Consider the following 15,252-nt stretch of genomic DNA (forward strand, 5'->3'; position numbering starts at 1 on the left):
GGCCGGGGCGGCGCGCCCCGGGGGCGCCGTAGAATCGGGGCATTGTGTCTGAGTCCCGTGAAACCGCCGTCCCCCGCCGACCCAAGGGCGAGCCCCGCTTCCCCGAGGGCCCCGCGCCCGACCCCGCCGGGTCGCACTTCGAGCGGCGGATCCGCAGCTTCCAGCCCCGGCGCAGCCGCGTCACGCCCGGGCAGGGCGACGCGCTGCGGCGGCTGTGGGGCGCCTGGGGGCTGGACATCGACGGGCAGCGCACGCTCGACCTGGACGAGATGTTCGGCGGGCTCCCGGTCGTGCTGGAGATCGGCTTCGGCATGGGTGAGGCCACCGCGCAGATGGCCGCCGACGATCCGTCGACCGGCATCCTCGCGGTGGACGTGCACACGCCCGGCCAGGGCAACCTGCTGTCCCTCGCCGAGAAGGCGGGCCTGACGAACGTACGGGTGGCCAACGGCGACGCGATCATCCTGCTGCGCGAGATGCTGGTTCCGGACGCCCTCGACGGCGTACGCGTCTACTTCCCCGACCCCTGGCCCAAGAAGCGGCACCACAAGCGCCGGCTGATCCAGCCCGAGTTCCTCGGCCTGGTCGCCACCCGGATGAAGCCCGGTGCCGTACTGCACTGCGCCACCGACTGGGAGCCGTACGCCGAGCAGATGCTGGACGTGCTGACGGCCCACCCCGACTTCGAGAACACCATGCCCGACGGGGGGTACGCGCCGCGCCCCGCCTTCCGGCCGCTGACCCGTTTCGAGGGCCAGGGCCTGGACAAGGGGCACGTGGTGCACGACCTGCTGTTCGCCCGGGCGCAAACCTGACCGCGCGCCGCGCCGCACCGGACGGCGCGAGCACCCGGGCCTGACGCCCGGACGGTGTGGCGTCCAGGCCGTGGCCGATGTCGTCGCGGACTGTCGGTGGCGGTCGTTAGGGTCGATCACGTGTCCCCTTCGCCTGCGCAAGCCCACTCGCCGTATCCGGCCGTCCCGGCGTACGAACCACGACCGTCGTTCGACGCCGTGCCGGAGCGTGCCCGCTGGCGCTACAAGCCCCGCCGCGCGTTCTGGCGCAGCAAGGTGGTGCGGGCTTCCGCGGTGGTCATCGTGCTCGCCCTGTGCGGGCTGGTGATCCTCGCGCTGGTCCGGGAGCAGACCGGCACGGAGGGCTTCCTGGTCGGGCTCGGCCTCGCCCTGCTGCCCGTTCCGCTCCTCATGGCCGCGTTCCGCTGGCTCGACCGGGTCGAGCCGGGTCCGTGGAAGAACCTGCTGTTCTCCTTCGCGTGGGGGGCGTGCGCCGCGGCACTCGTCGCCATCGTCGCCAACACCTTCGCGACCCGCTGGATAGCCACCGCCACCGCCGACCCCGCCTCCGCCGACACGCTCGGCGCGACCGTCATAGCGCCGGTCGTGGAGGAGAGCGCGAAGGCCGCCGCCGTGCTGCTGGTCTTCGTCTTCCGCAGACGGGACTTCACCGGGATCGTCGACGGCGTGGTCATCGCCGGGTTCACCGCCACCGGCTTCGCCTTCACCGAGAACATCCTGTACCTCGGCAACGCCTTCGGCGAGGACCAGGAGTTCGGGACGTCCGGCTTCGCGTCGGTCACGGCCGCGACCTTCTTCGTGCGGATCGTGATGTCCCCGTTCGCCCACCCGCTGTTCACCGTGCTCACCGGCATCGGTTTCGGCATCGCCGCGCTCACCGCGCGCCGCCGGAGGATCCGCCGCGTGGCGCTGCCGCTGCTGGGGCTGGCCCTGGCGATGGGCATGCACGCGCTGTGGAACGGGTCGGCGGCGTACGGGCCGTGGGGGTTCTACGCGGTGTACGGGGCGTTCATGCTGCCCGCGTTCGGACTGCTGACGTGGCTGGCGATCTGGTCGCGCCAGCGCGAGCTGCGCACGGTGTCCGGCGAGCTCCCGGCGTACGCGGCGGCGGGCTGGCTCTCCCCCGCCGAACCGCTCGCGCTCTCCTCAATGCGGGCGCGCGGGCTGGCGCGCGGGTACGCGGCGCGCTGCTTCGGCCCGGCGGCGGCCCGCGCGGTCGGCGAGTACGAGGCGTTCGCCACGTCCCTGGCGTTCCTCCGCCACCGGGCCCGCCGGGGCGCGGTGGGCGCGGACTTCGCGGCCCGGGAGCAGGAGCTGCTGCACCACCTGTGGCAGCGCAAGGAGGTCGCCGGACCGGCGCTCACGTACGCCGCGCAGGCCACCGGCCGGGTGTGGACGCCACCCCCGCACCTCGACTACGGCGGCTACAACCCGTACCGCTTCTGACCCCGCCCGCCGGCCGTCAGGCCGAGGCAGCGGTCAGGCCGAGGCGCGGCGGCGGGGCGCGGCCCGTCAGGCCGAGGCGGCCGTCAAGCCGAAGCGGCGGTCAGCGTCGCCAGCTCGTCGGGGGTGAGCTCCAGCTCGGCGACCGCCAGCAGGGCGGGTAGCTGCTCGACCGTACGGGCCGAGGCGAGCGGCGCGGTGACGGTCGGGCGGGCGGCGAGCCACGCCAGGGCGACGGTGGCGATCTCGGCGCCCCGGGCCGCCGCGACCGCGTCCAGCGCGGCGAGGACTTCGCGCCCGCGCTCGCCGTCCAGGTGCTTGGCCGCGCTGCCCGCCCGCGCGCTGTCCACCCGGGCGCCCGGCCGGTACTTGCCGGTGAGGAAGCCGGAGGCGAGCGCGAAGTACGGCACGGCACCGAGGCCGGCGCGCTCGGCGGTGTCCTGGAGAGCGCCCTCGTAGGTGTCGCGGGAGACCAGGTTGTAGTGCGGCTGAAGCGCGACGTACTTCGCCAGGCCCTCACGCTCGGCGAAGTCCAGCGAGGCCCGGAGGCGCTCGGCGGAGATGTTGGAGGCGCCGACGGCGCGTACCTTGCCGTCCCGCACCAGTTGGTCGAGGGCGGTGACGATCTCCTCGACCGGCACGGACGGGTCGTCGAAGTGCGTGTAGTACAGGTCGATGTGGTCCGTGCCGAGGCGGCGCAGCGACTCCTCGGCCGCGGCCTTGATGTTCGTGGCGCCGAGTCCCTTGAAGTCCGGGTGGGCGCCGACCTTGGTGGCGACGACGATGTCGGACCTGTTGCCGCGCGCGGCCATCCACCTGCCGATGACGGCCTCGGACTCGCCGCCCTCGTTGCCCGCGGCCCACGCCGAGTAGCTGTCGGCCGTGTCGACGAAGTTGCCGCCCGCCGCCGCATACGCGTCGAGGACGGCGAAGGACTGCGCCTCGTCGGCGGTCCAGCCGAAGACGTTGCCGCCGAGGGCGAGGGGGAAGACGTGGAGGTCGGACGTGCCCAGGGTGCGCAGAGAGGTCATGGCGTGGATCAACGCGGCGGCCGGACGGGATATTCCGGGTGTTCGGCCACGAAACCGGCAGCCCTGGCGTCGGGGGGTCGCCGCCAGGGCTGCCGGGGACGGGTGGTCCGGAGCGAGCGCTCGGACGGGTCAGACGGTGAGGCCCTTGTCCCGCAGCCACGCCATGGGGTCGATGCCCTCGCCGCCCGCGGTGTGCACCTCCAGGTGCAGGTGCGGTCCGGTCACGTTGCCGGTGGCGCCGACCCGGCCGATGGTCTCGCCGGTGCCGACCTGCTGCCCGGCGCCGACCGTCATCGACGACAGGTGGCAGTACCAGACCTCCGTGCCGTCCTCCAGCTCCAGGACGATGCGGTAGCCGTACGAGCCCGACCAGCCGGCCGACTTCACGGTGCCGCTGTGGACGGCCTTGGCGGGCGTGCCGGTGGGAGCGGCGAGGTCGAGGCCCGTGTGGTAGCCGGAGGACCACATGCTGCCGGCCTGACCGAAGGTCGAGGTGATGGTGTACGAGGAGGTCGGCAGGGACCAGCTCGCGGCCTGCTCGGCCAGCCGGGCCGCCTCCGCGGCCGCCTCGGCCGCCTTCGCCTTCGCGGCGGCCTCCGCCTCGGCCTCCGCCTCGGCCTCTGCCTTCGCCTTCTCCTCGGCGGCCTGCTTCTCGGCGGCGGTCTGCTGCGCCTTCGCCTCGGCGGCCGCCTGCTCGGCCGCGGCGGCCTCGGCGGCGGCCTTCGCCTCGGCGTCGGCGGTGGCCTGCTGCTGCTCGGCCTGCTGGAGGATGCGGGCGCGCAGCGCCTCGCCGGCGTCCGCGCCGCCGCTCCCGTCCGCGTCGGCGGCGGGGGTGGTGAGGGAGGCGGTGGTGAGCGCCCCGTCGTCGTGGCGGTCCTCGCCGGATCCGGAGTCGTCGGACATCAGCGAGCCGATGCCGGGCAGGGACTCGGCGTCCGGCAGGTGGTCGGTGATGACGTCCGGCAGGGATATGGAGACCGCCGGCTTGTCCTGCGCGGTGGCCATGCCGCCCGCGCCGACCGCCGCGATCACGCCGACACCGAGGACGGTGGAGCTACGGGCGAGTCCGCCGCGCTGCTTGGCCACCCGGTGCCGGCCCCGGACGGGGCGGACGGTCTCCTCGGTGGGGTTCCATTCCTCCCACTGCCCGTTTACGGGTGCGGCGTCCGGGATACCCGAAGACTGGAACGAGGCGGGAGAGCCGTATGGAGCTTCGGGGGCAGGCCTGTTGGACGCCACGGAGGCGCACTCCTTTCCTTCCTTCTCGCCTACCGGGTTAGCTGACGGGTTCGGAGCAGGAAGGTCTCCTACGGGCCCACTTCGGCCCGATTCACCCCAAGGTGGTGGTTCCCCGGTTCCCTTGCGGAATTCGGCGCACGCGCGCGGTGCCGTCTCTTGCGACGACTGGGACGACCGCGCTGCGTTATCGAACGTTAATAGACGGGGGCTCCGGATTCCAAGCTGTTCCTACTGATCATTAACCGCCCGGCCCCCGGATATACCGGACGACAACCGGGCACATACGGGCGAGTTGACCATGCCTCAGAAACATGCACCGACCACACTGATACTGACGGACCGTCACGTCATCCGCGCTGCGACACCCACCGACTACGCAGCGTGCCCACGGAGCGAACGGGTGCACACGTCCCGGGAAAGGCGCCACGGGAAAGGGCCGGGCACGACGAAGGCCCGGTGCGCAATGCACCGGGCCTTCGCCTTCAGTAGCGGGGACAGGATTTGAACCTGCGACCTCTGGGTTATGAGCCCAGCGAGCTACCGAGCTGCTCCACCCCGCGTCGGTGAACACCACCTTACGCCATCCGGCGCACGATCCCTAACCAATATCGCTGGTAGCCGCCCGGAGAGGACGAAACACCCCCGGGCGCCCTCCCACCGGAACCTCGTTGCCGCCCTCCGACAGGGGTGACATGGTCACGTCCATGTCTTCCTTCACCGCCGACGACGGCACCACGCTGGCCTACCGCGTGTCCGGAGCCGGCACCCCACTGATCTGCCTGCCCGGCGGCCCGATGCAGGCCTCCGCCTACCTCGGTGACCTCGGCGGCCTCACCGCCCACCGCCGGCTGGTCATGCCGGACCTCCGGGGCACCGGGCGCTCGGACGTGCCCGCCGACCCCGGCTCCTACCGGTGCGACCGGCTCGTCGACGACGTGGAGGCCCTCCGGCGCCACCTCGGCCTGGAGCGGATGGACCTGCTCGCCCACTCGGCCGGGGCCAACCTGGCGGCGCTGTACCTGACCCGCCACCCCGGGCGCGTCGGCAGGCTCGCGCTGGTCACGCCGAGCGTGCTGGCCGTGGACGTCCCCATCACCGGCGACGCGCGTCTCGCCACGGCGGCACGGCGCCGGGACGAGCCGTGGTTCCCGGCGGCGTACGCGGCGCTGGAGGCGATCGTCGCCGGAAGGGGGACCGCCGACTCGTGGCGGGCCATGGCGCCGTTCACCTACGGCCGCTGGGACGCGGCCGCGCGGGCCCACCACGCCGCCGGTGACGAACAGCGCAACGACGAGGCCGCGCGGGTCCACGCCTCCGAAGGCGCCTTCGCCCCGGACACCGTCCGTGCCGCGTTCGCCCGCCGGACCTCACCGGTGCTGGTCCTCGCCGGCGAGTTCGACGTGGCCGCCCCGCCCGGCGCCATGGCCGCCTACGCCGCCCTGTTCCCGGACGCCGACCTCCGCGTCCAGCCGGGAGCCGGGCACTTCCCCTGGCTCGACGACCCCGCCCAATTCACCGCGACGGCGGCGGCGTTCCTGTCCTGACCGGCCGGGGCACCGCGGACGAGCCGCCCGGCCGGTGCGCCCGCCCGGACACGCACCGGCCCGCGGGCCCGGGAACGACGACGGCCCCGGTCCGGAGGATCTCCGGACCGGGGCCGAGTGCGTAGGCCGTGTGGGACTCGAACCCACAACCAACGGATTAAAAGTCCGCTGCTCTGCCAATTGAGCTAACGGCCCTCGACGAGTCACCCCTGAGCATAGCCCCATGGCGCCCGCCGTCCGATCGGGTATCGGGGGAACCGGCGCCGTCGCGCCGCCCCGGCGGCCCTCCCGCCCCACCGCCCCGCGCCCCGCCCCGTACGACACGGCAGGGCCCGTACGGCACGGAGAACACGCGCCGTACGGGCCCTGCCGGACACGACCTAGAACAGGCCCTTGTAGCCCTGCCAGCCGGTACCGATCCTGACCGTGGAGCCGAACGACCCGGCCCCGTTGCCGCTGTTGCGCAGCAGGTCACCGGCGGCGTTGCGGGAGACCAGGTCCGGCTTGCCGTCCTTGTTCAGGTCGCCGACGCCCACGAAGGCGTTACGGCCGGTGGCCCAGTTGCCGCCGAACACCAGGACGCGCGCCTTCACCGTGCCGGCCGCGGTGCCGTCGAACCGCCAGAGGGAGTTGGCGCCGTCCACCGCCAGCAGGTCGCCGGCCCCGTCGCCGTTCAGGTCGCCGGCGCCGAACACGGCCCGGTAGCCCTTCCAGTTCGTCGCGATCCGGCCCCGCGCCTTGAGCTTGCCGGCGCCGTCGTCCGCGTACAGGTACAGGTCACCCGTGGTCGTCTGACGCGCCACCAGGTCCGCCCGGCCGTCGCCGGTCAGGTCGCCGGGTGACGTCAGCACGTTGAACTGCGCCCAGGTCGTGCCCAGCGAGGTGTACGGGGTCGTCGTGGCCGGCGCCTTGCCGCAGCCCGGCCGGTAGGCGCGCAGTTCGCCGCCCAGCCGCACCAGCAGGTCGTTGCACCGGTCGCCGCTCAGGTCCCCGAAGGGCACCACCAGCGCGGACGTCGACCAGCCGGTGGCGGTCGTCGCACCCGCCAGGGTGCCCGTCCCGCTGCCGTGCCGGAAGGCGAGGGAACCGGTCCCGCTCAGCGACACCAGGTCGCCCACGGCGTCCGGGCCGGCCGGGCCGGCGTGGTCGCGCCGCACGGCGGCGGCACCGGTCAGGTTCACCGTGCCGGACGTGGTCAGGGCGCCTCCCCGGCCGTCCACCGGCTGCGCGGTCAGCGTCCACGCGTACCCGCCGTTCGCCACCAGCCGGCCGGCGGCGTCCTTGGCGTCCCAGGCGGGGGCGACCACGGCCCGCGCCGGACCGCCGCTCAGGGTGCGCACGACGGTGCCGGTGGTCGCGCTCCTGAGGGTGAGCTGCCACGAGGTGGTCGGCGTGGACAGCCACCAGCGGGGCCGCCAGGGCGCCGCGCCGCCGTTCACCGCCTGCGTCGCGAACACGTCGGAGTCGACGACCGCCGGCGCGGACGGCGCCACGCCGCTGCCGACCAGGTGGACGGCGCTCCCGGTGTCCGCCCAGGCGACGGAGCCGGTGGCCGGGTCGACCGCCCACGGGTCGTAGGAGCGGCGTCCCTCGGTGAGGGTGTGCACCGTGCCGCCGTCCCGCAGGTCCTTCAGCTTCAGGGCGCTGCCGGCCGGGTAGACGACGAACCCGTCGCCGAGCCGGGCGCCCGCCCCGGGACCGATGCCGAGCGGGGTGTCGGTGCGGGTCTCGAGGTCGTACACGCCCTCGTCGTTCCTCGACCCGGTGCAGTTCCAGTGCAGCCAGCGGCCGACCACCTCGACGCCGCCGAGGAAGCACCCGGGCAGGAACACCTCCTTCGTCCGGGCACCCGTCCTGACGTCGTACCCCACGACCTCGTCCTTGCTCGCGGCGGTCCACAGGGTGGTCCCCGACAGGGAGAGCCCGTACACCGGGAGCGTCCTGGTCACCTTGCCGGTGTCGAGGTCGACGATCCGCGTGACACCCGCCCCGTCCACGGTCGCGCGGACCGCCGCCCAGCGGCCGGAGCTGCCGATGAAGCCCGCGTAGTCGGCTCCGGTGTCGATCCGGGTGGCCGGGAGCCGGGCGCCGTCGTCCAGCCGGTGCAGGGGCACGACGGGCTCGCCCCAGATGCGCATGGTCCCGCCGTACGCGACGCGCCCGTCGCCGGTGTCCGCGAAGGTGGGGCAGTAGCCCTGGAAGCAGGCCTCGGGCTGGTCGGGCACCCAGCCGCGGTCCATGCGCTCGCCATGGACGGGTACGCCGCCGGACTGCCCGGCGGTACGGCTGTACAGACCGGCCTGGCCGGCCGCCGCGACCGCCTCCACGCTGGTCAGCCGCCCGTGCTGGAACGACAGTTGGTGGATCGCGTTCGGTACGGCCTTCACCGGGACCGTCGCCTCGCGGGACACCACGGCCCGTCCCGCCGCGTCGGCCCGCAGCGCCTGGACGCCCCACTCGGCCATGCTCGCGCCGCCCAGGACCAGCACCCCGCCGTCGGGGGTGAAGGACGCCCTGCCGCTGGACCGGGCCAGCAGGGTGCGCGCGGCGCTCCCGTCCAGCGGGCGGGCCTCGACCCGCCACACCGGCAGGTCCTCGTCGAGCCGGCCGAGCGCCGGGTCGTGCCGGGCGACGACGAGCTCGCCGCCCACCAGGCCCAGCAGCCGCACGGCGGCGCTCTCGGGCAGCGGCACCACGCGCTCCGGCGTGGTGAGGTTCCCCCGCCCGAAGACGGACACCTGGCCGCCCGACCAGACCAGCAGCCGGTCCGGGGTGAGGGCGTAACGTTTCGTCGCCAGCTCGGCGTCGGTCCTGATCGGCACGATCCGCCGCTGGGTCACGTCCATCCACACCGTGCCGGCCCCCGGCAGGTCGATCACCAGACCGCCCGCGTCCCCCAGGCCCGGCAGGACGGCGTACCTGTGGACGCCCGTCGGCACGCCCTCGACGAGCCGGTCGCGCACCTGCCCGGTCTCCGTGTCGAGCACGTGGAAGCGCATGCCGTCGCCGGGCGAGTCGTAGGTGAGCACGTTCCGGCCGAACGCCCCCACGTAGGTGTGCCCGGCCGGCAGGGGCACGGTGACGGTCCCGCCCGCGACCATGTCGCGCAGCTCGACCCGCTGCGGTGACTCCAGGAGCCGGGCGACGACGTCGGAGCCCGTGCCGCGCTGGAAGTTGCCGCCGTCGTACTCCTGGACGCTGTCGACCTGGACGTCGGTCCCCGCGCCGTAGGCCCGCCACAGGGTGCCGCGCCCCTGCTCGTGGCGCAGGAAGCCCTGGGGCCCGGTGTCGAGCAGCGCGCCGCGCACGGGCAGGGCGCTGGTGGTGGCCGGGATCACCACGTCCGTCGTGGGTGCCGCCTGGGCGGTGGACACCGCCGGACCGGCGATCGCGGCCGACGCCAGGACGACGGCGGCGGCGATGACTCGCAAGGGTTGCTTGCCGTACACGGAACTCCGCACTTCTCGATCGGATCGATCGGGCCCACGGGGTGGCGCTCACCGGTGCGCGGCTCTTGGCGCGGCAAGTGACATGCCGCGTACGCGTCGAGATGAACCAGAGCCCCCCGGCCCCGCCCCCAGTGCCCCCCACTGCGAGGTGGACGGATCGTAACAGCGCCCGGCGACAACGGCGCAGGGCCCGTCCCCCTCGTGGGAGGAACGGGCCCTGCTCGGTGGACTACGCGTCAGCCGTTGCGCTTCCAGCGCGGCTTGTCGTCGCGGCGCCCGAAGGAGGAGCCGGAGTTCGAGCCACCGCGGTGGTCGTCACGGCGGCCGTAAGGACGCTCGTGGCCGCCGGAGCGGAAGCCGCCGCCCGCGGGACGGTCGTCACGACGGTCGCGGTTGAACGGACGGTCGCTGCCGCGGTGGCCGCCGGTGGGGCGGTCGTCACGGCGCTCGTCGCGGCGGAAGCCACCGGCGGGACGGTCGTTGTCACGGCGGAAGCCGCCGGCCGGACGGTCGTTGTCACGGCGGAACCCGCCGGCCGGACGGTCGTTGTCACGGCGGAACCCGCCGGCCGGACGGTCGTTGTCGCGGCGGAAGCCACCGGACGGACGGTCGTTGTCACGGCGGAACCCACCGGACGGACGGTCGTTGTCGCGGCGGTCGTCGCGACGGAAGCCGCCACGGTCGTCACGGCGCTCGAAGGAGCGGCCACCGCGGTCGTCGCGGTCACGGCGCTCGTAGCCGCCCCGGTCGTCCCGGCGGTCACGGCGCTCGTAGTTGCCGCGGTCGTCGCGGCGGTCACGGCGCTCGTACGAGGACGAACGGTCGTACGACGGACGGTCGTCCCGGGACTCGCGCGCCGGCTGCTCCGGCACGGACGCGACCGCGGCCTGGACCTCGGCCTCCGCGGCCTCCGTCACCTCGGCGACGGCGGTCTCGGGGTCGTCGCCGCGCTCGCGGGCGGCACGGGCGACCAGGCGGTCGGCCTCCTCGCGGAGCTCGACGGCCCGGCGCTGGAGCCGCTCAAGCTGCTTGGTGAGGTCGGCGACCTCGCGCTCGGCCTGCTTGGCGGCGTTGTTGGCGGAGTCGGCCTGCACCTCGGTCAGCGACCGGGCGCCGGTGATCTCGGCGACCTCCGGGTCGAAGGCCCCGGCACCGCCCACGATGTGGCGCGTGGCGTCGACGCCCGCGTCCTCCATGAGGCGGAAGATCTGGCGGCGCTGGTGCGGCAGGGCCAGCGAGACGACCACGCCGGACTTGCCCGCGCGGGCCGTACGGCCGGAACGGTGCAGGTAGTCCTTGTGGTCACCGGCCGGGTCCACGTTCAGGACCAGGTCGATGCCGTCGACGTGGATGCCGCGGGCGGCGACGTCGGTGGCGACCAGGGCGTTGACGTAGCCCTTCTTGAAGTCCTCCAGGACGCGGGTACGGGCGCCCTGCGTCATGCCGCCGTGCAGGGCGTCGGCCTTGACGCCGGTGTCCTGGAGCTGCTCCGCGATGCGGTCGGCGCCAAGCTGGGTGCGGACGAAGATGATGGTGCGGCCCTTGCGGGCGGCGATGGCGGCGGTGACCGGCGCCTTGTCCTTGGGCTTCACGACCAGGACGTGGTGGGTCATCGTGGTGACGGCACCGGCGGACGGGTCGACCTCGTGCGTGACCGGGTCGACCAGGTAGCGCTTGACCAGGCTGTCGATCTCGTTCTCCAGCGTGGCGGAGAAGAGCAGGCGCTGGCCGCCCTCGGGGATCTGGTCGAGCAGCTCGGTGACCTCGGGCATGAAGCCCAGGTCGGCCATCTGGTCGGCCTCGTCGAGGACCGCGATCTGCACGGCCTCCAGCGAGCAGGCGCCGCGGTTGATGATGTCGCGCAGCCGGCCCGGGGTGGCGACGAGGATGTCGACGCCGCGCTCCAGGGCGTAGATCTGGTTGCCCATCGACGTACCGCCGCAGACGACCTTCATCTTGAGGCCGAGGACGTCGCCGTACGGCTGGAGGGCGTCCGCGACCTGCATCGCGAGCTCACGGGTCGGGGTGAGGATGACGCCGCGGGGCTTCTTCTTCTCGGTGTGGCCGCCGGCCAGGGTGGCGAGCAGCGGCAGGCCGAAGGAGAGGGTCTTGCCGGAGCCGGTGCGGCCGCGGCCGAGGATGTCCTTGCCGGCCAGGGCGTCCGGGATGGTCGCGGCCTGGATCGGGAAGGGGGCGGTCACGCCGTTCTGGGCGAGCTTGCGGACGATGCCCTCGGGCAGGCCCAGGTCGCCGAAGGTGACCTGCGCCTCGTCCGCCGCCTCCTGCTCGGGGGCCTCGGGGGCCCCGGCGGTGTCGGCGGTCTCGTCGGCCTCGAGGTCGGCGCCCACGACGACGGTCTCGTCGAGGTCGGTGTTCTCGGGCATGACGGCGTGGTCAGGACTGAAAATGGACATGCGAAATGCGAAACCTTCCGGAGTCTCGGCACGCGCCCGTCAACTCCGTGTTTCGCAAAACGACCGCCTCGATGCGGTCAGCCACGGCAAGGGAGAGTACGCGCCACACGCGGCGCTCTCGGTAGTGGCGCCGGGCAAAGGGGAACATGGGATCAAACGATCTACCACCATACGCACTCTCCCCCACTCAGCGCAAACCGGTCCACGTCGCCCCGCGTGTGACGTCCGCCTCAACGGGCCGCCCACGGGCCGCCCACCGGCCCCGCCCGGTCCGCCTCGACGGGCCGCCCACCGCCCGCCCGCCGGCCCCCGCCCGGTCCGCCCCCCGGTCCCTCACGCGGGGGCGACCTGCGGGGATGCCGCCGGTTCCGCTCCCGGGCCGTCCCAGCGTCGCTCCGGGACCCGCAGCGTCTGGGTACGGATGTCGGCGGCCGGCGAGGCGGACGGCGGGTCGGACGGGTCCGGGCTCGGCTCTGCCGGCGGCGTCGCGGGGGGCGACGACGCCGGGGGCGGCGTGGGCTCCGGCGGCGCGGGCGGCTGGCTCGGCGAGGAACCGCCGCCGCCCGCCTCTCCGCCGCCACCGCCCCCGTCCCCGGACGGCGAGGGCGCCGGCGGCCGCGCGGGCCGCGCCCCGGGCTTCCCGTCCGTCGGCGGCTTGCCCGAGGGCGCCGCGGACGGCTTTGCCGCCCCGGCCGGGCCGCTCGGCTCCGGCGATGCCCCGTCCTCCTCGCCGGGCGCGCCGGCCTGGCCGTCCGCCCCGTGCGCCGTACGGACGTCGTGCCCGCCGCCCGGCGCGTCGGCGACCACGTCCGGCTCGGCCGCCGCGGCACCGGACGGCCCAGCGGACCGGGCGGGCCCCGGCCCGGAGCCCGCGTCGGAGACGCTCATGCAGCCGCTGACGGAGCCTGCGGAGGCCGCTACCGCCAACGCGGTGACGGCCCATCGGACGGGGGCGGGCAGATGGCGCACGAGGGCACCTCCATGGGTGCGGGACCGGGTTTCCCTGCCCAACTCCCCAGGCCCCACAAGGACACGCCCGCCTCCGGCCCGGTATCGGCGGGCCCGTCAGCCGTAGCCGAGCTCGTGCAGCCGCTCGTCGTCGATCCCGAAGTGGTGGGCGATCTCGTGCACCACCGTCACCTCGGTTTCGGCCACCACGTCCTCCCGCGAGTCGCACATCCGCAGCGTCGGCCCCCGGTAGATGGTGATCCGGTCCGGCAGCACCCCCGCGTACCACTCACCCCGGTCGGTCAGCGGAGTCCCCTCGTACAGCCCCAGCAGGTCCGGGTCGTCGGGCGACGGCTCGTCCTCCACGAACACCGCGACGTTGTCCATCAGCCGCGTCAGCTCCGGCGGGATCCTGTCCAGCGCCTCGGCGACCAGTTCCTCGAACTCCTCGCGCGTCATCTCCAGCACGGGGCCATTGTCACGGATGGCCGGGCATAGTGGCCCGTCCACATGGGCATACGGCGCCCATGGCCGCCCGAGCTGCCCTCCGCACCACCCACGCCCGCCTTCTGCGCCACTACCGCTCCCGTCGCGTCAGCCCCACCCTCACCCTGGTCCACACCCCGCACCCGTACGTCCGGGCCCTGGGGCTGCTCACCGTGGTCCTGCTGGGCGCCTGGCTGGGCCTCCTGATCGTCGGCAGCGTCCGCACCCCGGTGGGGCCGATGGACACGAGCATGACCCTGCGGCCCTCCCTGAACGGCGGAACGAAGATCAACGTTTCGCCGCTGGGCGCGCTGGAGCTCGACTCGCACATCGCGCCCGTCCGCCTCGACGTGGACGTCGACCAGCTCGACCCGGTCCGCGCCCAGGCCCTGGTGGAGCACCCCGAGCGGATCACCGGCCTCCAGGACGAGATCACCCAGGACGTCGCCGACGGCACCCGCGAGCTGGCGCTGCGCTCCTGCGTCGCCGTCGTGTCCGGCGCCACCGCACTCGGCCTGGCCGTCTACCGCCGCCCGCGCCGCGCCCTCGCGGCGGGCGGGCTGGCGCTCGCGCTGCTGGGGGCGGCCGGCGTGTCCGCGTACGCCACGTGGAACCCCAAGTCCGTGCTGGAGCCCCGCTTCTCCGGGCTGCTGTCCTCCGCCCCCTCGGTGGTCGGCAACGCCCGCTCGATCGTCAGCGAGTTCGACGTCTACCAGAAGGAACTGGCCCGCCTGGTCACCAATGTGACGAAGCTGTACGACGCCGCCTCCACCCTCCCGACGTACCAGCCCGACCCGGGCACCATGCGGGTGCTGCACGTCTCGGACATCCATCTGAACCCGGCCGCGTGGGAGATCGTCCGCTCGCTGGTCGAGCAGTACCGGGTGGACGTGATCATCGACTCGGGCGACACCATGGACCACGGCACCGCCGCCGAGAACGGCTTCCTCGACGCCGTCCCCGACCTCGGCGCGCCCTACGTCTGGGTGCGCGGCAACCATGACTCGCAGGTCACCCAGCGGTACATGTCCGGCCTGCGGAACGTCCACGTCCTCGACGGGGGCCGCGCCGTCACCGTCGCCGGCCTGCGGGTGGCCGGCACCGGCGACCCGCAGTTCACCCCGGACCGCTCGGTGCTGGCGGCCGGCGACGACGCCGAGCGGGCGGCCGGGGCCCGGCTGGCGGCCGCGCTGCGCGCCCAGGCCGCGGCGGGCACGCCCGTCGACATCGCGGTGGCCCACAACCCGGTGGCCGCCCAGGAGACCGACGGCCGGGTCCCCCTGGTGCTGGCCGGCCATGTGCACCGCCGCGTGAACAAGCTGCTGCCGGGCGGCACCCGCCTCAAGATCGAGGGCTCCACCGGCGGCGGCGGCCTGCGCGCCCTGGAGAAGGAGGAACCGGAGAAGGTCCACGCCTCGGTCCTCTACCTGGACCGGGAAACCCGCCGGCTCCAGGCCTGGGACGAGATCACGCTGGGCGGCCTGGGCCTCACGACGGCCGAGGTCAGCCGCCACGTCCCGGAGGAGAACACCCCGGCAGGCCCCGCCGGGGACCACTCGACCGGCCCTGCCAGGACCCCCTCCGCCACCCGTTCCCCTTAACCGTTTTGGCGAACGGTCGCCGCATCCCATATGCTTCTCACGTCCCCGACGCGCTGACGAAGCGCCCAGGCGGGCCAATTAGCCCTCATCGTCTAGTGGCCCAGGACGCCGCCCTTTCAAGGCGGTAGCACGGGTTCGAATCCCGTTGGGGGCACGCATCACCGTGTGCGAGACTTGTTCTCGCGCATCGCTTGGTCCTGTGGAGCAGTTTGGAGTGCTCGCCACCCTGTCAAGGTGGAGGCCGCGGGTTCAAATCCCGTCAGGACCGCTGCGGCTCGCAAG

The 15,252-nt window shown here is 74.0% G+C and carries 10 protein-coding genes, 4 tRNA genes and 1 riboswitch; of the genes, 6 read left to right on the plus strand and 8 right to left on the minus strand.

All coding sequences use genetic code 11. The features are described from left to right. Positions 1–44 precede the first annotated feature (44 nt). Together trmB and ACZ7LK_RS27015 are read left to right on the plus strand one after the other, a co-directional pair. Positions 45–815: a tRNA (guanosine(46)-N7)-methyltransferase TrmB gene (gene trmB / locus ACZ7LK_RS27010; RefSeq protein ID WP_392276867.1), complete on the plus strand. Its 771-nt coding sequence runs from the start codon at positions 45–47 to the stop codon at positions 813–815. Positions 816–935: 120 nt separating this feature from the next. Next, positions 936–2,261, plus strand: coding sequence for a PrsW family intramembrane metalloprotease (locus ACZ7LK_RS27015; protein WP_392276866.1), 1,326 nt, complete (start codon positions 936–938; stop codon positions 2,259–2,261). A gap of 83 nt (positions 2,262–2,344) precedes the next feature. On the opposite strand, the gene ACZ7LK_RS27020 is transcribed toward ACZ7LK_RS27015, so the two are convergent. The 3 genes from ACZ7LK_RS27020 to ACZ7LK_RS27030 form a co-directional block, all read right to left on the minus strand. After that, on the minus strand, positions 2,345–3,289 hold the full coding sequence (locus tag ACZ7LK_RS27020; RefSeq protein ID WP_392276865.1) for an aldo/keto reductase: 945 nt from the start codon (positions 3,287–3,289) through the stop codon (positions 2,345–2,347). 129 nt (positions 3,290–3,418) lie between these two features. Further along, a complete protein-coding gene (locus ACZ7LK_RS27025; RefSeq protein WP_392276864.1) occupies positions 3,419–4,528 on the minus strand; it encodes a M23 family metallopeptidase in 1,110 nt (369 codons plus the stop codon). A gap of 11 nt (positions 4,529–4,539) precedes the next feature. Continuing rightward, a riboswitch (cyclic di-AMP (ydaO/yuaA leader) is annotated at positions 4,540–4,674 on the minus strand. A gap of 340 nt (positions 4,675–5,014) precedes the next feature. Then, a tRNA-Met gene (locus ACZ7LK_RS27030) sits at positions 5,015–5,088 on the minus strand. A 144-nt stretch (positions 5,089–5,232) separates the two neighbouring features. Here ACZ7LK_RS27030 and ACZ7LK_RS27035 point away from each other — a divergent pair. Next, the gene (locus ACZ7LK_RS27035) at positions 5,233–6,072 is read left to right on the plus strand and encodes an alpha/beta fold hydrolase (protein ID WP_392276863.1); all 840 of its coding nucleotides are present in this window, start codon (positions 5,233–5,235) and stop codon (positions 6,070–6,072) included. A gap of 122 nt (positions 6,073–6,194) precedes the next feature. Here ACZ7LK_RS27035 and ACZ7LK_RS27040 read toward each other — a convergent pair. From ACZ7LK_RS27040 to ACZ7LK_RS27060, 5 genes are all read right to left on the minus strand, one after another. Further along, a tRNA-Lys gene (locus ACZ7LK_RS27040) sits at positions 6,195–6,267 on the minus strand. Between the two features lie 185 nt (positions 6,268–6,452). Further along, entirely contained in the window at positions 6,453–9,533 is a 3,081-nt protein-coding gene (locus tag ACZ7LK_RS27045; protein ID WP_471143875.1) for an FG-GAP-like repeat-containing protein, read from the minus strand. Between the two features lie 224 nt (positions 9,534–9,757). Next, the gene (locus ACZ7LK_RS27050) at positions 9,758–11,935 is read right to left on the minus strand and encodes a DEAD/DEAH box helicase (protein WP_471143876.1); all 2,178 of its coding nucleotides are present in this window, start codon (positions 11,933–11,935) and stop codon (positions 9,758–9,760) included. Between the two features lie 333 nt (positions 11,936–12,268). After that, the gene (locus ACZ7LK_RS27055; protein ID WP_471143877.1) at positions 12,269–12,823 is read right to left on the minus strand and encodes a hypothetical protein; all 555 of its coding nucleotides are present in this window, start codon (positions 12,821–12,823) and stop codon (positions 12,269–12,271) included. Between the two features lie 177 nt (positions 12,824–13,000). Continuing rightward, positions 13,001–13,351 (minus strand): metallopeptidase family protein, encoded by a 351-nt coding sequence (locus ACZ7LK_RS27060; RefSeq protein ID WP_064072095.1) that lies wholly within the window; start codon positions 13,349–13,351, stop codon positions 13,001–13,003. A gap of 59 nt (positions 13,352–13,410) precedes the next feature. Here ACZ7LK_RS27060 and ACZ7LK_RS27065 point away from each other — a divergent pair, with 59 nt between their 5' ends. The 3 genes from ACZ7LK_RS27065 to ACZ7LK_RS27075 all read left to right on the plus strand — a co-directional run bounded on the left by ACZ7LK_RS27065 (position 13,411) and on the right by ACZ7LK_RS27075 (position 15,238). Then, on the plus strand, positions 13,411–14,970 hold the full coding sequence (locus ACZ7LK_RS27065) for a metallophosphoesterase family protein (protein WP_471143879.1): 1,560 nt from the start codon (positions 13,411–13,413) through the stop codon (positions 14,968–14,970). Between the two features lie 81 nt (positions 14,971–15,051). After that, a tRNA-Glu gene (locus ACZ7LK_RS27070) sits at positions 15,052–15,124 on the plus strand. A 39-nt stretch (positions 15,125–15,163) separates the two neighbouring features. Continuing rightward, a tRNA-Asp gene (locus tag ACZ7LK_RS27075) sits at positions 15,164–15,238 on the plus strand. Positions 15,239–15,252: the final 14 nt, after the last annotated feature.

The sequence above is a fragment of the Streptomyces sp. NPDC039423 genome (assembly GCF_055598725.1).

Bases quoted from the DNA above. Each gene is read 5' to 3' on its own strand.
- ACZ7LK_RS27020 (WP_392276865.1), bottom strand. From the start codon at position 3,289: ATGACCTCTCTGCGCACCCTGGGCACGTCCGACCTCCACGTCTTCCCC.
- ACZ7LK_RS27035 (WP_392276863.1), top strand. From the start codon at position 5,233: ATGTCTTCCTTCACCGCCGACGACGGCACCACGCTGGCCTACCGCGTG.
- ACZ7LK_RS27050 (WP_471143876.1), bottom strand. From the start codon at position 11,935: ATGTCCATTTTCAGTCCTGACCACGCCGTCATGCCCGAGAACACCGAC.
- ACZ7LK_RS27055 (WP_471143877.1), bottom strand. From the start codon at position 12,823: ATGAGCGTCTCCGACGCGGGCTCCGGGCCGGGGCCCGCCCGGTCCGCT.
- ACZ7LK_RS27065 (WP_471143879.1), top strand. From the start codon at position 13,411: ATGGCCGCCCGAGCTGCCCTCCGCACCACCCACGCCCGCCTTCTGCGC.